The 20520-nt window shown below is 61.6% G+C and carries 20 protein-coding genes and 1 tRNA gene; 20 read left to right on the plus strand and 1 reads right to left on the minus strand.

The window, feature by feature from the left end; translation table 11 throughout:
* Positions 1–186 precede the first annotated feature (186 nt).
* The 6 genes from PI87_RS11665 to PI87_RS11690 all read left to right on the plus strand — a co-directional run bounded on the left by PI87_RS11665 (position 187) and on the right by PI87_RS11690 (position 7066).
* Positions 187–1944 (plus strand): acetolactate synthase 3 catalytic subunit, encoded by a 1758-nt coding sequence (locus PI87_RS11665; protein WP_039597852.1) that lies wholly within the window; start codon positions 187–189, stop codon positions 1942–1944.
* The gene (gene ilvN, locus PI87_RS11670; protein ID WP_021195003.1) at positions 1944–2435 is read left to right on the plus strand and encodes an acetolactate synthase small subunit; all 492 of its coding nucleotides are present in this window, start codon (positions 1944–1946) and stop codon (positions 2433–2435) included. Before PI87_RS11665 ends, ilvN begins: the two co-directional genes overlap by 1 nt.
* A 74-nt stretch (positions 2436–2509) precedes the next feature.
* Positions 2510–3526, plus strand: coding sequence for a ketol-acid reductoisomerase (gene ilvC / locus PI87_RS11675; protein ID WP_039597853.1), 1017 nt, complete (start codon positions 2510–2512; stop codon positions 3524–3526).
* A 150-nt stretch (positions 3527–3676) separates the two neighbouring features.
* Entirely contained in the window at positions 3677–4324 is a 648-nt protein-coding gene (locus tag PI87_RS11680) for a phosphatidylserine decarboxylase (protein ID WP_039597854.1), read from the plus strand.
* A 13-nt stretch (positions 4325–4337) separates the two neighbouring features.
* On the plus strand, positions 4338–5210 hold the full coding sequence (gene pssA / locus PI87_RS11685) for a CDP-diacylglycerol--serine O-phosphatidyltransferase (protein WP_039597855.1): 873 nt from the start codon (positions 4338–4340) through the stop codon (positions 5208–5210).
* A 314-nt stretch (positions 5211–5524) separates the two neighbouring features.
* Positions 5525–7066 carry a 2-isopropylmalate synthase gene (locus tag PI87_RS11690; RefSeq protein ID WP_039597856.1) on the plus strand — a complete coding sequence of 514 codons (1542 nt, stop codon included), beginning with the start codon at positions 5525–5527 and terminating at the stop codon, positions 7064–7066.
* 236 nt (positions 7067–7302) lie between these two features.
* Here the strand turns inward: PI87_RS11690 and PI87_RS11695 are convergent, their stop codons facing one another.
* Positions 7303–7785: a hypothetical protein gene (locus PI87_RS11695; RefSeq protein WP_052321493.1), complete on the minus strand. Its 483-nt coding sequence runs from the start codon at positions 7783–7785 to the stop codon at positions 7303–7305.
* Between the two features lie 144 nt (positions 7786–7929).
* Between PI87_RS11695 and PI87_RS11700 the strand changes: the two genes are divergently transcribed.
* From PI87_RS11700 to nuoF, 14 genes are all read left to right on the plus strand, one after another.
* Entirely contained in the window at positions 7930–9186 is a 1257-nt protein-coding gene (locus tag PI87_RS11700) for a branched-chain amino acid ABC transporter substrate-binding protein (protein ID WP_039597922.1), read from the plus strand.
* 161 nt (positions 9187–9347) lie between these two features.
* Complete coding sequence (gene rpsO, locus PI87_RS11705; RefSeq protein ID WP_021194996.1) at positions 9348–9617, plus strand: 30S ribosomal protein S15; 270 nt, start codon at positions 9348–9350, stop codon at positions 9615–9617.
* A gap of 331 nt (positions 9618–9948) precedes the next feature.
* On the plus strand, positions 9949–12123 hold the full coding sequence (gene pnp / locus PI87_RS11710; RefSeq protein ID WP_039597857.1) for a polyribonucleotide nucleotidyltransferase: 2175 nt from the start codon (positions 9949–9951) through the stop codon (positions 12121–12123).
* 91 nt (positions 12124–12214) lie between these two features.
* Entirely contained in the window at positions 12215–13162 is a 948-nt protein-coding gene (locus tag PI87_RS11715; protein WP_039597858.1) for an HAD family hydrolase, read from the plus strand.
* A gap of 20 nt (positions 13163–13182) precedes the next feature.
* On the plus strand, positions 13183–14187 hold the full coding sequence (locus tag PI87_RS11720; protein ID WP_039597859.1) for an NAD(P)H-quinone oxidoreductase: 1005 nt from the start codon (positions 13183–13185) through the stop codon (positions 14185–14187).
* Between the two features lie 85 nt (positions 14188–14272).
* Positions 14273–15019, plus strand: coding sequence for a triose-phosphate isomerase (tpiA, locus tag PI87_RS11725; protein WP_039597860.1), 747 nt, complete (start codon positions 14273–14275; stop codon positions 15017–15019).
* Between the two features lie 65 nt (positions 15020–15084).
* Positions 15085–15435, plus strand: a complete 351-nt coding sequence (gene secG / locus PI87_RS11730; RefSeq protein ID WP_039597861.1) for a preprotein translocase subunit SecG — start codon at positions 15085–15087, stop codon at positions 15433–15435.
* Positions 15436–15614: 179 nt separating this feature from the next.
* A tRNA-Leu gene (locus tag PI87_RS11735) sits at positions 15615–15699 on the plus strand.
* A 179-nt stretch (positions 15700–15878) separates the two neighbouring features.
* A complete protein-coding gene (locus PI87_RS11740) occupies positions 15879–16238 on the plus strand; it encodes an NADH-quinone oxidoreductase subunit A (RefSeq protein ID WP_021194990.1) in 360 nt (119 codons plus the stop codon).
* 6 nt (positions 16239–16244) lie between these two features.
* Positions 16245–16727: a NuoB/complex I 20 kDa subunit family protein gene (locus PI87_RS11745; protein WP_003272835.1), complete on the plus strand. Its 483-nt coding sequence runs from the start codon at positions 16245–16247 to the stop codon at positions 16725–16727.
* A 1-nt stretch (position 16728) separates the two neighbouring features.
* Entirely contained in the window at positions 16729–17331 is a 603-nt protein-coding gene (locus tag PI87_RS11750) for an NADH-quinone oxidoreductase subunit C (protein ID WP_039597862.1), read from the plus strand.
* Positions 17332–17344: 13 nt separating this feature from the next.
* Entirely contained in the window at positions 17345–18598 is a 1254-nt protein-coding gene (locus tag PI87_RS11755) for an NADH-quinone oxidoreductase subunit D (protein WP_039597863.1), read from the plus strand.
* Positions 18599–18713: 115 nt separating this feature from the next.
* Positions 18714–19217 carry an NADH-quinone oxidoreductase subunit NuoE gene (gene nuoE / locus PI87_RS11760; protein WP_039597864.1) on the plus strand — a complete coding sequence of 168 codons (504 nt, stop codon included), beginning with the start codon at positions 18714–18716 and terminating at the stop codon, positions 19215–19217.
* Positions 19218–20513 (plus strand): NADH-quinone oxidoreductase subunit NuoF, encoded by a 1296-nt coding sequence (gene nuoF, locus PI87_RS11765; protein WP_021194986.1) that lies wholly within the window; start codon positions 19218–19220, stop codon positions 20511–20513.
* Positions 20514–20520 lie beyond the last annotated feature (7 nt).

Raw genomic sequence — 20520 nt, forward strand, 5'->3', positions numbered from 1 at the left:
TTCGCGCCGCTGCTGGACCACCATGCGGCATTGCAGTATCATCATCGGTTCACAACATCTGTGGTTTGTCTCATCTGGCTGCCCATCAGGCGGCCATCCATGCAGACGCGCACCGCTCAAATCCGTGCCACAAGCCCGGTAGAGAGCATCCAAACAATTTTTTGCCGAAAATTGCAAAGGACTGACATGAATATGCCAAGCGCGGAATTTTCCCACGCCAATAGCGGTTCATCTGCCGACATGATGGGGGCTGACATCCTCGTCAATGCGCTCGCGGCAGAGGGCGTCGAGTTCGTCTGGGGTTACCCCGGCGGCGCGGTGCTCTATATCTACGACGCGTTCTACAAGCAAAACAAGATCGAACACATCCTGGTGCGCCATGAACAGGCGGCAGTCCATGCGGCTGACGGCTATGCGCGCGCCACGGGCAAGGTCGGTGTCGCCCTCGTGACGTCCGGCCCTGGCGTGACCAATGCCGTGACCGGCATCGCCACCGCCTACCTGGATTCGATCCCGATGGTGATCATCACCGGCAACGTGCCGACGCACGCCATCGGCCAGGATGCCTTCCAGGAATGCGACACCGTCGGCATCACCCGCCCGATCGTCAAGCACAACTTCCTGGTCAAGGATGTGCGCAACCTCGCTTCGACCATCAAGAAGGCGTTCTACATTGCCGCGACGGGCCGTCCGGGCCCGGTGGTGGTGGACATCCCGAAAGATGTTTCGCGCGAGATGTGCAAGTACGAGTATCCGAAGACCATCGAGATGCGCTCGTACAACCCCGTCAACAAGGGGCACTCCGGCCAGATCCGCAAGGCGGTGAGTCTGCTGCTGCAGGCCGAACGTCCGTACATCTATTCGGGTGGCGGCGTGGTGCTTGCCGAGGCCAGCGAAGAGCTGCGTCAACTGGCTGCGCTAACGGGTTACCCGGTCACGAACACGCTGATGGGCCTGGGCGCATTCCCCGGCACCAGCAAGCAGTTCGTCGGCATGCTGGGCATGCACGGTACCTACGAAGCCAACATGGCGATGCAGAACTGCGACGTGCTGATCGCCATCGGCGCGCGCTTTGATGATCGCGTGATCGGCAGCCCGGCGCACTTCACGTCGCAGCCGCGCAAGATCATCCACATCGACATCGATCCGTCGTCCATCTCCAAGCGGGTGAAGGTCGACATCCCCATCGTCGGCAACGTCAAGGACGTGCTGCAGGAGATGATCGCCCAGATCCAGTCTGGCGAAGCTAAGCCGAACAAGACGGCGCTGGCCAAGTGGTGGGAGCAGATCGAGCAGTGGCGCAGCGTCGACTGCCTGAAGTACGACCGCACCTCCGAGATCATCAAGCCGCAGTACGTGGTCGAGAAGATCTGGGAACTGACGAATGGCGACGCCTTCGTCTGCTCCGACGTGGGTCAGCACCAGATGTGGGCTGCGCAGTTCTACAAGTTCAACGAGCCGCGTCGCTGGATCAACTCCGGTGGCCTGGGCACGATGGGCGTGGGCCTGCCGTACGCCATGGGCATCAAGAAGGCGTTCCCGGACAAGGAAGTCGTCACCATCACCGGTGAAGGCTCGATCCAGATGTGTATCCAGGAACTGTCGACCTGCCTGCAGTACGACACCCCAGTGAAGATCTGCTCGCTCAACAACGGCTATCTGGGCATGGTGCGTCAGTGGCAGGAAATCGAGTACGACAACCGTTACTCGCACTCCTACATGCAGGCGCTGCCCGACTTCGTGAAGCTGGCTGAGTCGTACGGCCACGTTGGCATGCGCGTCGAAAAGACCGCTGACGTTGAGCCTGCGCTGCGCGAAGCCTTCCGACTCAAGGATCGCACCGTGTTCCTCGACTTCCAGACCGACCCGACCGAAAACGTCTGGCCGATGGTCCAGGCGGGCAAGGGCATCTCTGAAATGCTGCTCGGCGCGGAGGACCTGTAATGCGTCACATCATTTCCGTCCTGCTGGAAAACGAAGCCGGCGCGCTGTCGCGCGTGGTGGGTTTGTTCTCGGCGCGCGGCTACAACATCGAGACGCTGACGGTCGCTCCGACCGAAGACGCCTCGCTGTCGCGCATGACGATCGTCACGACCGGTTCGGACGACATCATCGAGCAGATCACCAAGCACCTGAATCGCCTTGTGGAAGTCGTCAAGGTCGTCGACCTGACCGAAGGCGCGCACATCGAGCGCGAGCTGATGCTCGTGAAGGTGCGCGCGGTCGGCAAGGAACGCGAGGAGATGAAGCGTACGGCGGACATCTTCCGCGGCCGCGTCATCGACGTGACCGAGAAGACCTACACGATCGAGCTGACCGGCAACGGCAGCAAGCTTGACGCGTTTCTTGATGCCATCGACCGTACTGCCATCCTTGAGACCGTCCGTACGGGCGGCTCGGGCATCGGCCGCGGCGAGCGCATTCTGAAGGTTTGAACCGGCGCGTGCACGAGCGTGTAACTGCGGCCGGACCCCATAGATCAGCAATATTTGAAAATTAGGACATCACCATGAAAGTGTTTTACGACAAGGACGCCGACCTCTCCCTGATCAAGGGCAAGAATGTCACCATCGTTGGCTACGGCTCGCAAGGCCACGCCCACGCCCTGAACCTGAACGACTCGGGTGTGAAGGTGACGGTCGGTCTGCGCAAGAACGGCGCGTCGTGGAACAAGGCCGTCAACGCCGGCCTGCAGGTCAAGGAAGTGGCCGAGGCAGTGAAGGAAGCCGACGTTGTCATGATCCTGCTGCCGGACGAACAGATCGCCGACGTGTACAAGAACGAAGTGCACAACAACATCAAGCAAGGCGCTGCGCTGGCCTTCGCTCACGGCTTCAACGTGCACTACGGCGCCGTGATCCCGCGCGCGGACCTGGACGTCATCATGATCGCCCCGAAGGCCCCGGGCCACACCGTGCGTGGCACGTACGCTCAAGGTGGTGGCGTGCCGCACCTGATCGCCGTGCACCAGGACAAGTCGGGCGCTGCGCGTGACATCGCCCTGTCGTACGCTACCGCCAACGGCGGCGGCCGCGCCGGCATCATCGAAACCAACTTCCGCGAAGAAACCGAAACCGACCTGTTCGGCGAACAAGCCGTGCTGTGCGGCGGTACCGTCGAGCTGATCAAGGCTGGCTTCGAGACGCTGGTGGAAGCCGGCTACGCTCCGGAAATGGCTTACTTCGAGTGCCTGCACGAGCTGAAGCTGATCGTCGACCTGATCTACGAAGGCGGCATCGCCAACATGAACTACTCGATCTCGAACAACGCCGAATACGGCGAGTACGTCACCGGCCCGCGCGTCGTGACGGACGAGACCAAGAAGGCCATGAAACAATGCCTGAAGGACATCCAGACCGGCGAATACGCCAAGAGCTTCCTGCTGGAGTACAAGGCAGGTCAGCCGACGCTGATCTCGCGCCGCCGCCTGACCGAAGAGCACCAGATCGAGCAAGTCGGCGCCAAGCTGCGCGCGATGATGCCGTGGATCGCCAAGAACAAGCTGGTCGACCAGTCGAAGAACTGATCGCCCGCGCCTTGTGCGAGAAGAAAGCCAGCCTTCGGGCTGGCTTTTTTTATGCTGAATCCACAGGAGGATGTACCGTTTCGAGTGCTGGCGCGGTCCCGTGTCGGCTAGAATGCCGCATTTCCTTCAAGACGCTGTCGAGGTCTGATTTTGAACAACACGTATCCGCATCCCATCATCGCCCGCGAGGGCTGGCCGTACCTGGGCGGGATCTTCATTGTCTCGCTCATCGTGCAGGTTGCCGCCGGCTTCGGCTGGGCTTGGCCGTTCTGGGTGCTGACGCTGTTCGTGCTGCAGTTTTTCCGTGATCCGGCGCGTGCGGTGCCAACGCAGGCCAACGCGATTCTTTCGCCGGCCGACGGCCGTATCGTCGCCGTCGAACAAGTGCGTGATCCGTACGCCGATCGCGACTCGCTGAAGATCAGCGTGTTCATGAACGTCTTCAATGTGCACTCGAACCGCGCGCCCGTCGATGGCACGGTGCAGCAGGTGCAGTACTTCCCGGGCAAGTTCGTCAATGCAGACCTGGACAAGGCTTCGCTCGAGAACGAGCGCAACGCAGTCGTCCTGCGCCGTCCCGATGGCCAGCTCGTCACCTCAGTGCAGGTGGCCGGGTTGATCGCGCGCCGCATCCTTTGCTATACCAAGGCAGGGGAGAGTCTCTCGCGCGGTCAGCGTTATGGCTTCATCCGCTTTGGCTCGCGCGTCGACGTGTACCTGCCGCTGACGGCGCGCCCGCGCGTGACGATCGGCGAGAAGGTGTCGGCCACGCTGACGGTGCTCGCCGAACTGGACTGATCCGGAGGCCGTCATGCCCGCGTTCAATCGGCGCAAGAAGCGCTTTACCCCCAGCAACGTGACGCACCTGCGTCCGCTGCGCCACAACCAGCCGCGCCCGGATGACGACGATCTGGAAGTCGTTCGTCCCCGCCGCCGCGGCATCTATCTGCTGCCCAACGCGTTCACGACGGCTGCGCTGTTCGCTGGCTTCTTCGCCATCGTGCAGGCGATGAACCTGAACTTCGAGACGGCGGCCATTGCTATCTTCGCGGCGATGGTGCTCGACGGCATGGATGGCCGTGTCGCACGCCTCACCAACACGCAAAGCGCGTTCGGCGAACAGTACGATTCGCTGTCCGATATGGTGTCGTTTGGCGTGGCCCCCGCGTTGGTGATGTACGAGTGGATCCTGCGTGATCTGGGCAAGTGGGGCTGGCTGGCCGCATTTGTCTACTGCGCGGGTGCGGCATTGCGGCTTGCGCGGTTCAACACCAACATCGGCGTGGTCGATAAGCGCTTCTTCCAGGGCATGCCGAGCCCTGCCGCAGCCGCACTCATCGCCGGCTTCGTCTGGCTGGCGATCGACAACAAGCTGCCGGTGAAAGAGCTGTGGATGCCGTGGGTCGCCTTCGGGCTCACCTTGTACGCGGGGCTGTCGATGGTGTCGAACGCACCGTTCTACAGCGGCAAGGTGCTGGGTGTGCGGAATCGCGTGCCGTTCGGTGTGATGGTGCTGATGCTCGTGCTGTTCGTGGTCGTGTCGAGCGACCCGCCGGTGGCGCTGTTCGGCCTGTTTGTCGGCTACGCGGTGTCGGGCTACCTGCTCTGGGGCTGGCGTACGCTGCACGGGCAGCAGGGCAGCCCACGCATGCCGAATCAGACATCGGACGAAGTGCATGAGTGACCGATGCGGCGCGCTATTGTGCGCTTGCGTCAATTTTTGAATTCGTCTATAGTCGTTCGCATGCTTTCGCACCCGATTTCCATTCTGATTACGCTAGTCTCGATTGATGGCCTACTAGGTCGTCAGGTCGGGACACGTGCATAGGAAATCGCAAGACAAGGCAAGCAGAAACCGCCAAGTTTTCGCGAACCAGAATTCACAGCGCCCCGGCCTGCAACCATGCACGCCGGGGCGTTTTGCATTCTGCGCCGCAAAAAACATCTGAGACACCACTGAGACCGACGTCAAAAACGTCACCCCACCAAGGAGCCGCCATGAGCGACAAACTCATCATTTTCGATACCACCTTGCGCGACGGCGAGCAGTCCCCCGGGGCGTCGATGACCAAGGAAGAGAAGATCCGCATTGCCAAGCAACTCGAGCGGCTCAAGGTGGATGTGATCGAAGCCGGCTTTGCGGCCAGCTCCAATGGCGACTTTGAGGCGATCCGTGCGATTGCCCAGTCGGTCAAGGATTCGCGAATTTGTTCGCTGGCCCGTGCGAACGACCGCGACATCTCCCGCGCCGCCGAGGCACTCAAGCCGGCTGGCCAGTTCCGTATCCACACGTTCATCGCCACGTCGGCGCTGCACATGGAGAAGAAGCTGCGCATGTCGCCGGATCAGGTGTACGAGCAGGCGCGTCTGGCTGTGCGCTTCGCCCGCCAGTTCACGGATGACATCGAGTTTTCGCCGGAAGACGGCAGCCGCTCCGACATGGACTTCCTCTGCCGCGTGCTGGAGGGCGTGATCGACGAAGGCGCGACGACCATCAACCTGCCGGATACGGTGGGTTATGCGGTGCCGGAAGGCTACGCTGCGCTGATCCGCTCGGTGCGCGAGCGCATCCCGAATTCGGACAAGGCGATCTGGTCGGTGCATTGCCATGACGACCTGGGCATGGCCGTTGCCAATTCGCTGACCGCTGTCCAGTTGGGCGGCGCACGCCAGATCGAATGCACGATCAACGGCCTGGGCGAGCGCGCCGGCAACACCAGCCTTGAAGAGGTGGTGATGGCCGTCAAGACGCGCCGCGATTACTTCAACCTCGACGTCGGTGTCGATACCTCGCAGATCGTGCCGGCCTCCAAGCTGGTCTCGCAGATCACTGGCTTCGTCGTGCAGCCGAACAAGGCGGTGGTGGGCGCCAACGCGTTCGCACATGCTTCCGGCATCCACCAAGACGGCGTGCTCAAGGCGCGTGATACCTACGAAATCATGCGCGCCGAAGACGTGGGCTGGACGGCCAACAAGATCGTCCTGGGCAAACTCTCGGGCCGCAATGCATTCAAGCAGCGCCTGCAGGAACTGGGCATTGAGCTGGATTCCGAAGCCGAACTGAACGCCGCGTTCACGCGCTTCAAAGAACTCGCTGACCAGAAGGCCGAGATTTTCGACGAGGACATCGTCGCCATCGTCTCCAACGAGGCCCAGCACAGCGAGGGTGAACACTTCCGCTTCGTATCGCTGGCGCAGCGCTCGGAAACCGGTGAGCGCCCGCACGCGCGCATCGTCTTCGTTGCCGATGGCAAGGAAGTGACGGGTGAGGCCGAGGGTAATGGCCCGGTGGATGCCACGCTCAATGCCATCGAAAGCAAGGTCGCCAGCGGTGCTGAGCAGCTTCTGTACTCGGTCAACGCCATCACGACTGGCACGCAGGCGCAGGGTGAGGTGACAGTGCGTTTGTCCAAGTCGGGCCGCATCGTCAACGGCGTGGGCACGGATCCGGACATCGTCGCGGCTTCGGCCAAAGCTTACCTGGCTGCATTGAACAAGCTGCAGGACAAGAGCAGCGAAAAACTCAATCCGCAGATCTGATCGCGGGTTTCAACGAACACACGCAGGAGTCAGCCCAGACCCCAACACGATTACCACTGAGCGCGCACCCGGTTATCCACCGGAACGCGAAGCGGGTGCGGCGGCACCGGACACGTCAGGAGCGTGATTTCCGAGCCGACCGTCTTTGAGAGCGATGTCTGTGTGATCCACGACATGGCCGACCCGAACATCCACGCCAGGTGACGCGCCTCGCGTGGATGTTGCCGTTTCGGCGCTCAGCGGCTGGAATCGTGATCGTGGTCGTACATCGGGTCTGGGCTGACCTGCGTGAGCCGCACGATGCCGTCGCGGTCGAAATAGAAATTCATCAGCGACGGCCACACACCTTCGTGCTTGAAGCGGTAGGACCACACCCGCCGATCCATCAGCCGAAAGTAGGCGGTCTCCTCGGGCTTGCCGAACATCTGCTGCACATCTTTCTGCGTCGAAGTGCCGACGCGAATCTTCGCAAACTCCATCGTTGTCAGGATCTGCCGAAACGAGACGAGCTTGCCGCTCGCGTCGAAGTCAGCGGCATAGGTGAATTGCCCGTATGGCTGGGTGGGATATAGCCATCGCGTGCCACCGTCCGCTCGCGGGTATTGTTCGGGTGGTTTGCCAAAACGCGCTTCTACGGCAGGCGCCGGCTGGCCGATCAGTGCTTCGCCTGTTTGAACAGGGGCCAGTACGGTACATGCGCTCATCAACGCCAGCGCCATGGCGAGCAGCGCAGTACGCTGCCAAGTTCGGGTGCTCACGATGGTTCTCCTGAATGCCTTCAGTGTAGGGCGTCATGTCGCTTGGCCGCTTGTGCCGGCGAGGCGGCGCGCTTTACCATCCGCGCTTCACGGGGAGTTGCCATGATGTTTCGCTTGTTTGTGGCCGCGTTGGCGGCCGTTGGGTTATGCGCCACTGCCATTGCGCAACCTGAGGCTGCGCCGATTCGGCTGGCGTTGATCGAGGGCTTGTCCGGCCCGTTCGCCAATGCGGGGGAGGCGGTGGATCGCAATCTGCGCTTCGCCATCGAGGGGGTGAATGCGCGTGGTGGCGTGAAGCTGCCTGACGGGCGCCATCCACTTGCACTCGTGCGCTTGGACAGCAAGAACACGGTCGACGAATCCTTGCTGCAACTGCAGGCCGCCACCGATGCGGGAATCCGCTTCGTCCTGCAGGGCAATAGCTCGGCGGCCGCGGCTGCGTTGTCGACGTCCATCTCGCGCTACAACGAACGCCATCCGGAGTCGCGCGTGCTGTACCTGAACTACGCCGCCGTCGATCCAGCCCTGACCAATGAGGCCTGCAGCTTCTGGCATTTCCGTTTTGACGCGTCGGCCGACATGCGAATGCATGCGCTGACTGAGGTGATCCGCACCGATAAGGCCATCAAGAAGGTCTACCTGATCGGGCAGGACTACACATTCGGCCGTCAGGTAGCGCAATCGGCGCGTCAGCAATTGGGCGAAAAGCGGCCGGATGTGGCCATCGTTGGCGAGGTGCTGCACCCGATTGGCAAGGTGAAGGACTTCGCGCCGTATGTGGCGCGCATTGCCGCGTCGGGTGCGGATACGGTCATCACCGGCAACTGGGGCAATGATCTGACGCTGCTCGTCAAGGCTGCGCGCGATGCGGGGCTCAAGGCGCGCTTTTTCACGTTCTATGGCAACTCGCTGGGCGCGCCAGGGGCGATGGGCGAGGCGGGTGTTGGTCGCGTGGTGGCGGTGGCGGAGTGGCATCCGAACCTCGGTGGCGCCAAGTCCGATGCGTTCTACAAGGCCTTCCGCGCGCGCTTTCCGGCGCCGGCTGACGACTACCCCTTGCTACGCGATCAAATGATGATCGACATGCTGGCCACCGCCATCGAGCGCGCAGGCACGGCGGAGGCGGGCGCGGTAGCACGTGCGTTGGAAGGCGCTTCGCTCGACAATGGTTTCCACCGCATGACGCTGCGTGCGGAGGATCACCAGGCGATCCAACCGCTGATCGTTACGCTGATGGAGCGGGCAGGCACGCCCGGCACGCCATTCGATATCGAGGGCTCCGGTTATGGCTTTCGCACGCTGAAAGTGATTCCTGCGACGCAAACGGCATTGCCCACCACTTGCAAAATGGCGCGCTATTGACCACCTGACACAGAACTGTCGTCTGTGGGGGCTTTTGGGCTATAATCGCGGTCTTGCCGTCCAGGCCGGATTTGGAATGGGGTCGGCAAGACATTGTTCAACACGGCACCAGCGGCGGCGATTTTCAAACGCTGCAGTGTCCGCAAGTCAAAGGAATCGAAATGTCCGTTGCTAACATCAACAAGCAAGAAATCGTCAAGGATAACGGCCGCAGCGCCAACGACACGGGTAGCCCGGAAGTGCAGGTTGCACTGCTGACCGCCCGCATCAACGAACTGCAGCCGCACTTCAAGGCGCACATGAAGGACCACCACAGCCGTCGCGGTCTGCTCAAGATGGTGAGCCGTCGTCGCCGTCTGCTGGACTACCTCAAGGGCAAGGACGCTGACCGTTACACTGCGCTGGTTGCGAAGCTGGGTCTGCGTAAGTAATGGTGGGTCTCACGCACTGCGCGTGATGAAAAGTGCCTGCGTCAGCGTGCTGATGCAGGCATTTTGTTTTTGGCGGCCGCGTTTGTGGCCGCGTCGGGCAACCGGCAAATATGGCAGTCGGCCAGTTCAGTTGATGAAGCGGCTGCCAGGGACCGGAGGCGGCAGGAAGCAGAGTCTTGTGTCATTCCAGTGCGGCGTTGCATGTCAGCGCCGCGCTGGAATGGCATAAAACACACCTCTGCAACCGCACCGTCTTCCGGAACGTGTTTGTCGTGGCGCAATGAAATCGCGTTTGACGCGTGAGCGCCGCGAATACCGAACAGGAGATGCTATGACCATGTTCAACAAGATCGTCAAAGAATTCCAATGGGGCGGCCATAAGGTCCGCATGGAAACGGGTGAGATCGCCCGTCAAGCGAGCGGCGCCGTGCTGCTCGACATGGACGACACCGTCGTGCTCGCCACCGTGGTGGGCGCCAAGAACCCGAAGCCGGGTCAGGACTTCTTCCCGCTGACCGTCGACTACCTCGAGAAGACCTACGCCGCCGGCAAGATTCCGGGTGGCTTCTTCAAGCGTGAAGGCCGTCCGTCAGAAAACGAAACGCTGACCTCGCGCCTGATCGATCGTCCGCTGCGTCCGCTGTTCCCGGAAGGCTTCTACAACGAAGTCCAGGTCGTCATCCACGTGCTGTCGATCAACCCGGAAGTGCCGGCCGATATCCCGGCGCTGGTGGCCGCTTCGGCTGCGCTGGCCGTGTCGGGTCTGCCGTTCAACGGCCCGGTGGGCGCTGCCCGCGTGGGTTACAAGGATGGCCAGTACCTGCTGAACCCGAACCGCGCGCAACTGGCGCATTCGGATCTGGACCTGGTTGTGGCCGGTACCGAGCGTGCCGTGCTGATGGTGGAATCCGAAGCGCAGCAGCTGTCGGAAGAGATCATGCTGGGCGCTGTGGTGTTCGGCCACGAGCAGATGCAGATCGCCATCAACGCGATTCACGATCTGGTGCGTGAAGGCGGCAAGCCGGAGTGGGATTGGCAAGCTGCTCCCAAGAACGAAGCGCTGGTCGCCAAGGTGTCCGAACTGGGCCTGGCTGACCTGCAAGCCGCTTACCAACTGCGCCAGAAGTCGGCCCGCAGCCAGAAGCTGAAGGAAGTCTACAAGTCGGTCGCCGAGAAGCTGGCTGCCGCTGGCGTGGAAGCCGACGGCGTGGAAGTCGACAACATCCTGTTCGAGCTCGAGTCGAAGATCGTGCGCGGCCAGATCCTGAACGGCGAACCGCGTATCGACGGCCGCGACACCCGCACGGTGCGCCCGATCGAAATCCGCTCGTCGGTGCTGCCGCGTGCGCACGGTTCGGCCTTGTTCACGCGTGGTGAAACGCAAGCGCTGGTGGTGGCCACTCTGGGCACCAAGAGCGACGAGCAGATCATCGACGCGCTGCAAGGCGAGTACCGTGACCGCTTCATGCTCCACTACAACATGCCGCCGTTCGCCACGGGCGAAACCGGCCGCGTGGGCAGCCCGAAGCGCCGCGAAGTCGGCCACGGCCGTCTGGCCAAGCGCGCACTGATTCCGGTGCTGCCGAAGGACGACGAATTCGCCTACACGATCCGTCTGGTGTCGGAAATCACCGAATCGAACGGCTCCTCGTCGATGGCTTCGGTGTGCGGCGGCTCGCTGTCGCTGATGGATGCTGGCGTGCCCATCAAGGCGCACGTCGCAGGTGTGGCCATGGGCCTGATCCTGGAAGACAACAAGTTCGCCGTGCTGACCGATATCCTGGGTGACGAAGATCACCTGGGCGACATGGACTTCAAGGTGGCGGGTACCGACGCTGGTATCACCGCGCTGCAGATGGACATCAAGGTGCAGGGCATCACCAAGGAAATCATGCAGGTGGCACTGGCGCAAGCCAAGGAAGGCCGTCTGCACATCCTGGGCAAGATGCAATCGGCCATGGGTCACGCACGCACCGAACTGTCGGAGCATGCGCCGCGCATGATCACCGTCAAGATCAATCCGGAGAAGATCCGCGACGTGATCGGCAAGGGCGGTTCGACCATCCAGGCGCTGACCAAGGAAACCGGCTGCACAATCGACATCGGGGAAGACGGCACGATCACCATCGCGTCGACCTCGTCGGAAGGCATGGCGGAAGCCAAGCGCCGCATCGAAGGCATCACGGCTGAAGCCGAAGTGGGCAAGATCTACAACGGTACCGTGCTCAAGCTGCTGGACTTCGGCGCGATCGTGAACATCCTGCCGGGCAAGGACGGTCTGCTGCACATCTCGGAAATCGCCAATGAGCGCGTGAACCAGGTCTCCGACTACGTGAAGGAAGGCCAGGCAGTGCGCGTGAAGCTGCTGAGCACTGACGAGAAGGGCCGCATGCGTCTGTCGATCAAGGCCGCCAAGGCTGAAGAAGGCGACGTGCCGGCTGCTGCACCGCAAGCGCCGGGCGCTGGCGACGCTGCTTCGCAACAGCAGCAGCAACAACAGCAGTAAGCGCGGTCTCTCGCTATCCAAAAACGGCTGGACATCGTCCAGCCGTTTTTTTGTTTACACTGCGTCGCGAGTTCTCCTTCCGCGACCAATCATGAGCCGTCTGTTCGAGCAAAACCGCATCGCAGTTGTCTGGGATTTCGACAAGACGCTGATCCCGCGCTACATGCAAGTGCCGCTGTTTGAGCGCTATGGCATCGTTGAGCAGGGTTTCTGGGATGAGGTGGCTGCGGGCTCCCGCGAAATCGAATCGCGCGGCCAGAAGGTCAACCACGAGACGTTCTACCTCAACGTGCTGCTGCGCCACGTGCGCGATGGCCGCATGGCCGGACTCGATAACACCACGTTGCGCACGCTTGGCGAACAGCTCGAATTCTTCCCCGGTGTAACCGATTTCTTCGGGCGTAGCAAAGCCTGGGTGCGCGACAACGGCGCGTATCAGGCCTTCGACATCAAGCTCGAGCACTACATCGTCAGTACTGGCCTGACCGAGATGATCAAGGGTTCGCCCATCGCCCCGTATATCGACGGCGTGTGGGGCTGCGAATTTCTGGAAGCGCCTGATGCGAACGGTCGCCCGGTCGTCTCCGAAGTCATCTACGCCATCGACAACACCACCAAGACGCGCGCGCTGTTCGAGATCAACAAGGGCGTCAACAAGCACCCGGAAGCTGTGAACGTAAACTCGTCGATTGCCGAGGATGAGCGTCGCGTGCCGTTCGCCAACATGATCTACGTGGCGGATGGTCCGAGCGATATTCCGGCCTTCTCCGTTGCGCGCAAAGGTGGTGGCCGCACGTATGCGGTTTACAACCCCGAGAGCCCGCGCTCGTTCGAGCAGGCCGACAATTTGCGTGCCGACGACCGCGTCGACATGCTTGGGCCCGCGGACTATCGCGCCGGTTCACCGACCGAGATGTGGCTCAAATTGCATATTGGCAAAATCGCCGACGCCATCGTTCACGGTAAGCAGGAAATCCTGCGCGAGACATCGCGCGGCATCCCGCAGCACTTTGTCGAGCCCAAGCGCACCGCGTCGTAACTCTCACCGATCAGATTCCCATGAAAGCGATTGAAATCACCCAGTACGGCGGCCCTGAAGTCCTGAAGCTCGGCGAGCGCCCGATGCCCGAGCCGAAGGCGGGCGAAGTGTTGATCCGCGTGCGCGCAGCCGGCGTGAATCGGCCCGACGTGTTCCAGCGCACGGGCAACTATCCGGTGCCGCCGGGTGCGTCTGACATTCCTGGGCTGGAAGTGGCGGGCGAAATCGTGAGTGGTGATCTGTCGCATGCCGATAATCGCTACGGCCTGAAGGCGGGCGACCGTGTGTGTGCGTTGGTGCAAGGCGGTGGCTATGCGGAGTTCTGCGTAGCGCCAATTGGCCAGGTGCTGCCGGTGCCGGCAGGCTTGTCCGATGTCGAGGCGGCAGCGCTGCCCGAAAACTACTTCACGGTGTGGTCGAATGTGTTCGATCGCGGTTTGCTGGGGCGGGGCGCGCATGGCAAGGACGAGACGCTGCTCGTGCAGGGCGGCTCCAGCGGCATCGGCACGACGGCCATTCAGATGGCAGCGGCACTCGGCTACCGCGTGTTCGCCACAGCTGGCAGCACCGACAAGTGCGCCGCATGCGTCGAGTTGGGTGCCACGCGCGCCATCAACTACAAAACGGAAGACTTTGCAGAGATCGTCAAGGCCGAAACCGGCCGCGGCGCCGACGTGGTGCTCGACATGGTTGGCGGCAGCTACGTCGCGCGCGAGATTGCCTGCACGGCTGACGACGGCCGCATCGTGTTGATCGCGCTGTTGGGCGGCGCCAAGGCCGAAGTGCCGCTGGGCGACATTCTGCGCCGACGCATTACGCTGACGGGCTCGACGTTGCGTCCGCGTCCGGTGGCCTTCAAAGCGGCAATTGCCGCTAACCTTTACGAGCATGTGTGGCCGCTGTTGGCCTCGGGCCGCATCAAGCCTGTCATCCACGAGGTCATGCCGGCGGCGCAGGCAGCGCAGGCGCATGCGTTGATGGAATCCAGCGCCCACATCGGCAAGATCATGTTGGTTTGGGATTGAGTTCAAGACGTCAAAATTGACCCTGTTTTTGCTGCCACGGTAGAATGCCGGGTTTATTTGACAGTCGACCGGGCGGAACAAGAACGTGAACGCAAGACCGAAGCTGGTGGTAGGCAACTGGAAGCTGCATGGCAGCCTGAACACCAACGCCGCGCTGCTTGAGCAGATCAAGGCCGCGGGCAAGACCAGCGCCACGCTGGCGGTGTGCGCACCGTTCCCATATCTGGCTCAGTGCCAGTCGCTGCTAGCTGGTTCCGCAGTGGGTTGGGGTGCACAGGATGTGTCGGCCGAAGCGCGCGGTGCTTTCACCGGCGAAGTAGCGGCGTCGATGCTGTCGGAATTTGGCTGCGGCTACGCGATCGTCGGTCACTCCGAGCGTCGTACGTACCACGGTGAAATCGATGCGCAAGTGGCGGCCAAGGCACTGCGCGCGCTGGAGCACGGCATTACCCCGATCGTCTGCGTGGGTGAAACGCTGGCGCAGCGTGAAGCCGATGAAACCGAGCAAGTGGTCGGTCGCCAACTGGATGCGGTGCTGGAAGCGTTGTCGGTCGAGCAACTGGGCAATATCGTCGTGGCTTACGAGCCGGTCTGGGCGATCGGTACTGGCAAGACCGCGACAAGCGAGCAAGCGCAGGCTGTGCATGCATTCCTGCGCGCGCGCGTCGCCGCCCGTGATGCAGGTGTGGCGCAGCGTCTGCCGGTTCTGTACGGCGGTAGCGTCAAGCCGGACAACGCTGGCGAATTGTTTGCGATGGCGGATATCGATGGCGGCCTGATCGGCGGCGCATCGCTGAAGGCCGAAGATTTCCTGGCGATCGGCCGCGCTTGAGCGATTGATCAAGATTGCAACATGCGGCGCATGTGCGACTGCAACATATTATTGAGAGATACGAAATGGCAATTCTGAAGACTCTGCTGCTGGTAGCGCAAATCCTGAGCGCGCTTGGTGTGATTGGCTTGGTGCTGCTGCAGCACGGCAAGGGCGCTGACGTGGGCGCTGCTTTCGGTTCGGGCGCGTCGGGCAGCCTGTTTGGCGCGACCGGTTCGGCCAACTTCCTGTCGCGTACGACGGCTGTGCTGGCTAGCGTGTTCTTTGTAGCCACGCTGGCGCTAACGCTGATCGGTACCAACAAGGGCAGTGTATCGGCAGGCGTGATGGGTTCGGTGGCGCCGGCTGTGCCGGCAGCTTCGGCGCCTGCGGCATCGGCTCCGGCTGCAGCCTCCGCGCCGGCCGTGCCCAAGTAATTTGCTGTAACGGTCGCGGGCGCGCTATTGGTTTTTTCGGTGCGCCGCGATGCATAAGATTTTTGTTTGTGCATTGAACAAAAGCTTCGCTTTGCGGTAGAATGTGAGGCTTGAAACAATGCGGAAAACAGCGAAGGCGCTAAGCCCGATCTGGGTTCCTGATAGAGTTTCTTCCCCCAGCCGACGTGGTGAAATTGGTAGACACGCTATCTTGAGGGGGTAGTGGCGAAAGCTGTGCGAGTTCGAGTCTCGCCGTCGGCACCAATCAAATTCGGGGTCTGGCTAATGGGATGTTCCGCTTAGGGATGTTCCGTTCGGGCTCCATCCGCAAGACGACGTTCAGTTGAGGCGTCGTGAGGCTGCGGACCCGGCGCCTTCGATGGGGCGACAAGGCGCCGCCTGCGGGCAGTGCTGTTGCAACCATTCAAAAAGGCGGGCGTCCCTTGAACCTCGAAGCCTATTTCCCCGTATTGTTGTTCATCGTCGTCGGTGTTGGTCTTGGCCTTGCACTGATGACCATCGGCCGAATTCTCGGTCCGAACAATCCCGATCCTCAAAAGCTCTCGCCGTACGAGTGCGGCTTCGAAGCCTTCGAAGACGCGCGCATGAAGTTCGACGTGCGCTATTACCTCATCGCCATCCTGTTCATCCTGTTCGATCTGGAGACCGCGTTCCTCTTCCCGTGGGGCGTGGCGCTGCGTGAGATCGGCTGGCCGGGGTTCTTCGCGATGGGTGTGTTTCTTCTCGAGTTTCTCGTGGGCTTCGTCTACATCTGGAAAAAAGGCGCGCTCGATTGGGAGTGATGTGAAATGGCGATCGAAGGCGTACTCAACGAAGGCTTTGTCACGACCACCGCTGACAAGCTGATCAACTGGACCCGTACCGGGTCGCTTTGGCCGATGACGTTCGGCCTGGCCTGCTGTGCTGTGGAGATGATGCATGCTGGTGCATCGCGTTATGACCTGGACCGCTTCGGTGTGGTGTTCCGCCCGTCACCGCGTCAGTCCGACGTGATGATCGTGGCCGGCACGCTCTGCAACAAGATGGCACCCGCTCTGCGCAAGGTGTACGACCAGATGGCCGAGCCACGCTGGGTCATCTCGATGGGCTCGTGTGCCAATGGCGGCGGCTACTACCACTACTCGTATTCCGTCGTGCGTGGTTGCGACCGCATCGTGCCGGTCGACGTGTATGTGCCGGGTTGCCCGCCGACCGCTGAAGCGCTGATCTACGGCGTCATCCAGTTGCAGGCCAAGATCCGTCGCACCAACACCATCGCGCGCAAGGGCTGACATGACCGAAAAGCTTGCCACCCTGAAGGCCGCGCTGGAAAAGGCGCTGGGCGATCGTATTCAAAGCCTGACCGAATCAGTTGGTGAACTTACCCTCGTGGTGAAGGCCGCTGACTATCTTGAGGCCATGCGCACGCTGCGCGATGACGCCTCGCTCAAGTTCGAGCAGTTGATGGATCTGTGCGGTGTCGACTACGCCGACTACGGCGACGGTGCCTGGAATGGCCCGCGTTTTTCGGCCGTGTCGCATCTGTTGTCGATCACGAACAATTGGCGCGTGCGCGTGCGTGTGTTCGCGCCGGAAGATGACTTCCCGGTCGTACCCTCCGTCACTACTCTCTGGAGTTCCGCCGACTGGTTCGAGCGCGAAGCGTTCGACCTGTACGGTCTGGTGTTCGAGGGCCACCCGGACCTGCGCCGTATCCTGACTGACTACGGCTTCATCGGCCACCCGTTCCGCAAAGATTTCCCCGTCTCGGGCTACGTTGAAATGCGTTATGACCCGGTGCAGCGTCGCGTGGTCTACCAGCCGGTGACCATCGAGCCGCGCGAGATTACGCCGCGTGTGATCCGCGAGGATCAATACGGTGGTCTGAAGCACTGAAGGGCGCCCGATCATGGCAGATATTAAGAACTACACCCTGAACTTCGGCCCGCAGCACCCGGCCGCACACGGCGTGCTGCGCCTGGTGCTCGAGCTGGACGGCGAAGTGATTCAACGTGCCGATCCGCACATTGGCCTGCTGCACCGCGCGACCGAAAAGCTCGCCGAGCAGAAGACCTGGATTCAGAGCGTGCCGTACATGGACCGGCTCGACTACGTGTCGATGATGGTCAACGAACACGCCTACGTGATGGCCATCGAGCGCCTGGCGGGCATCGAAGTGCCGCTGCGCGCGCAGTACATCCGCGTCATGTTCGACGAGATCACGCGGATCATGAACCACCTGATGTGGATCGGCTCGCACGCGCTGGACGTGGGCGCCATGGCTGTGTTCCTGTACGCCTTCCGCGAGCGTGAAGACCTGTTCGACATGTACGAGGCGGTGTCGGGTGCGCGTATGCACGCGGCCTACTACCGTCCGGGTGGCGTCTACCGCGATCTGCCTGACACGATGCCGCAATACAAGGCATCCAAGGTGCGCAACGAGAAGGCCCTGGCCGCCCTGAACGAAACGCGTTCGGGTTCGTTGCTGGACTTCATCGAAGATTTCACCAATCGTTTCCCGAAGTACGTCGACGAATACGAAACGCTGTTGACCGATAACCGGATCTGGAAGCAGCGTCTGGTCGGCATCGGCGTGGTAAGCCCGGAACGTGCGCTCAACAAGGGCTTCTCCGGCGCCATGCTGCGCGGCTCGGGCATCGCCTGGGACGTGCGCAAGAAGCAGCCGTACGAAGTGTACGACCGCATGGACTTCGATATTCCGGTGGGCGTGAACGGCGATTGCTACGACCGTTATCTGGTGCGCGTGGAAGAGATGCGCCAGAGCAACCGCATCATCCGTCAGTGCATCGAGTGGCTGCGCAAGAACCCGGGTCCGGTGATTACCGATAACCACAAGGTGGCCCCGCCGTCGCGCGTCGAGATGAAGACGAACATGGAAGAGCTGATTCACCACTTCAAGCTCTTCACAGAAGGCATGCATGTGCCCGAAGGCGAGGCGTATGCCGCTGTCGAGCATCCGAAGGGCGAGTTCGGTATCTATGCGATCTCGGACGGCGCGAACAAGCCGTACCGTCTGAAGATCCGCGCACCGGGCTTCGTGCACTTGGCAGCGCTTGACGAGATGGCCCGTGGCCACATGATCGCCGACGCTGTGACGATCATCGGTACGCAAGACATCGTGTTCGGCGAAATTGATCGCTAACCCGCGATCGCCGAACCCGCAGGAAACAACGGTTTGACGCGCTGGCAAGCGCGGCTGTGAAACGAGGACGCACGCCGGGGTGAGAGCCCCGCGTCCCGCACCAATCGCAACGAAAATGCTATCAGCAGAAGCTCTCAAGGAAATCGACCGGGCGGTCGCGAAATATCCCGCCGACCAGAAGCAGTCCGCCGTGATGGCGGCGCTGGCGGTCGCGCAGAGCGAGAAAGGCTGGGTCTCGCCCGAGGTCATGCAGTTCGTGGCCGAATATCTCGATATGCCGCCGGTGTGGGTCGAGGAAGTGGCGACGTTCTACAACATGTATGACACCAAGCCGGTGGGCCGCTTCAAGCTGTCGGTGTGCACGAACCTGCCGTGTGCGCTGTCGGGCGGTGAGCGCGCTGCCGACTACCTGAAGAAGAAGCTGGGCATCGGTTTCAACGAGACCACCGCCGACGGCAACTTCACGCTGAAGGAAGGCGAGTGCATGGGCGCGTGCGGTGACGCACCGGTCATGATCGTCAACAACACCAATATGTGCAGCTTCATGAGCAATGAGAAGCTCGACGCGCTGATCGCCGACCTCCAGGCGAAAGCTGCGACCAACGGAGCAGGCAAGTAAATGACCTCCCTGCACGATCGACATATCCAGCCGTTGATTCTCGCCGGCCTGAACGGCGACAACTGGCACCTCGAAGACTACGTCAAACGTGGCGGCTATCAGCAGCTCAAGCGCATCCTGACGGAAAAGATCACTCCTGAACAAGTCATCGCTGATGTGAAGGCCTCGGGCCTGCGCGGTCGTGGCGGTGCGGGTTTCCCGACCGGTCTGAAGTGGAGCTTCATGCCGCGCCAGTTCCCGGGCCAGAAGTACCTGGTCTGCAACACGGACGAAGGCGAGCCGGGCACGTTCAAAGACCGCGACATCATTCGCTACAACCCGCACGCGCTGATCGAAGGCATGGCCATCGGCGGCTACGCGATGGGTATCACCGTGGGCTACAACTACATCCACGGCGAAATCTGGAACGAGTACAAGATTTTCGAGCAGGCGCTCGAAGAGGCGCGTGCTGCGGGCTTCCTGGGTGACAACATCCTCGGCTCCGGTTTCAACTTCCAGCTGCATGCGCACCATGGTTATGGCGCGTACATCTGCGGCGAAGAAACCGCGCTGCTCGAATCGCTGGAAGGCAAGAAGGGTCAGCCGCGCTTCAAGCCGCCGTTCCCGGCCAGCTTTGGCCTGTACGGCAAGCCGACCACGATCAACAACACCGAAACCTTTGCAGCGGTGCCGTTCCTGCTGTCGATCGGTCCGGACAACTACCTGAAGATGGGCAAGCCGAACAACGGCGGCTCGAAGATCTTCTCGGTGTCCGGCGACGTGGAGCGTCCGGGCAACTACGAGATTCCGCTGGGTACACCGTTCTCCAAGCTTTTGGAGCTGGCGGGCGGCATGCGCGGTGGCAAGAAGCTCAAGGCGGTCATCCCGGGGGGCTCGTCGGCGCCTGTCGTGCCAGCCGACCTGATGATGGCCTCCGACATGGACTACGATTCGATCGCCAAGGCCGGTTCGATGCTGGGCTCGGGCGCCGTGATCGTGATGGACGAGACGCGCTGCATGGTGAAGTCGCTGCTGCGCCTGTCCTACTTCTACTTTGAAGAGTCGTGCGGCCAGTGCACGCCGTGCCGTGAAGGCACCGGCTGGCTGTACCGTGTGGTCGACCGCATCGAACACGGCAAGGGCCGCCAGGAAGACCTGGACTTGCTCAACAACGTGGCCGAAAACATCATGGGCCGGACCATTTGCGCGCTCGGCGATGCCGCCGCGATGCCGGTCCGCGGCATGCTCAAGCACTACTGGGATGAGTTCGCGTATCACGTCGAACACAAGCAGTGCATGGTGCCCACCTACATTTAAGCGTGGC

This window comes from Ralstonia sp. A12 (genome assembly GCF_000801955.1).
In the GTDB taxonomy this organism is placed as follows: Bacteria; Pseudomonadota; Gammaproteobacteria; order Burkholderiales; family Burkholderiaceae; genus Ralstonia.

Bases quoted from the DNA above. Each gene is read 5' to 3' on its own strand.
- PI87_RS11665 (WP_039597852.1), top strand. From the start codon at position 187: ATGAATATGCCAAGCGCGGAATTTTCCCACGCCAATAGCGGTTCATCT.
- ilvN (WP_021195003.1), top strand. From the start codon at position 1,944: ATGCGTCACATCATTTCCGTCCTGCTGGAAAACGAAGCCGGCGCGCTG.
- ilvC (WP_039597853.1), top strand. From the start codon at position 2,510: ATGAAAGTGTTTTACGACAAGGACGCCGACCTCTCCCTGATCAAGGGC.
- pssA (WP_039597855.1), top strand. From the start codon at position 4,338: ATGCCCGCGTTCAATCGGCGCAAGAAGCGCTTTACCCCCAGCAACGTG.
- PI87_RS11690 (WP_039597856.1), top strand. From the start codon at position 5,525: ATGAGCGACAAACTCATCATTTTCGATACCACCTTGCGCGACGGCGAG.
- PI87_RS11695 (WP_052321493.1), bottom strand. From the start codon at position 7,785: ATGGCGCTGGCGTTGATGAGCGCATGTACCGTACTGGCCCCTGTTCAA.
- PI87_RS11700 (WP_039597922.1), top strand. From the start codon at position 7,930: ATGTTTCGCTTGTTTGTGGCCGCGTTGGCGGCCGTTGGGTTATGCGCC.
- rpsO (WP_021194996.1), top strand. From the start codon at position 9,348: ATGTCCGTTGCTAACATCAACAAGCAAGAAATCGTCAAGGATAACGGC.
- pnp (WP_039597857.1), top strand. From the start codon at position 9,949: ATGACCATGTTCAACAAGATCGTCAAAGAATTCCAATGGGGCGGCCAT.
- PI87_RS11715 (WP_039597858.1), top strand. From the start codon at position 12,215: ATGAGCCGTCTGTTCGAGCAAAACCGCATCGCAGTTGTCTGGGATTTC.
- PI87_RS11720 (WP_039597859.1), top strand. From the start codon at position 13,183: ATGAAAGCGATTGAAATCACCCAGTACGGCGGCCCTGAAGTCCTGAAG.
- secG (WP_039597861.1), top strand. From the start codon at position 15,085: ATGGCAATTCTGAAGACTCTGCTGCTGGTAGCGCAAATCCTGAGCGCG.
- PI87_RS11745 (WP_003272835.1), top strand. From the start codon at position 16,245: ATGGCGATCGAAGGCGTACTCAACGAAGGCTTTGTCACGACCACCGCT.
- PI87_RS11750 (WP_039597862.1), top strand. From the start codon at position 16,729: ATGACCGAAAAGCTTGCCACCCTGAAGGCCGCGCTGGAAAAGGCGCTG.
- PI87_RS11755 (WP_039597863.1), top strand. From the start codon at position 17,345: ATGGCAGATATTAAGAACTACACCCTGAACTTCGGCCCGCAGCACCCG.
- nuoE (WP_039597864.1), top strand. From the start codon at position 18,714: ATGCTATCAGCAGAAGCTCTCAAGGAAATCGACCGGGCGGTCGCGAAA.
- nuoF (WP_021194986.1), top strand. From the start codon at position 19,218: ATGACCTCCCTGCACGATCGACATATCCAGCCGTTGATTCTCGCCGGC.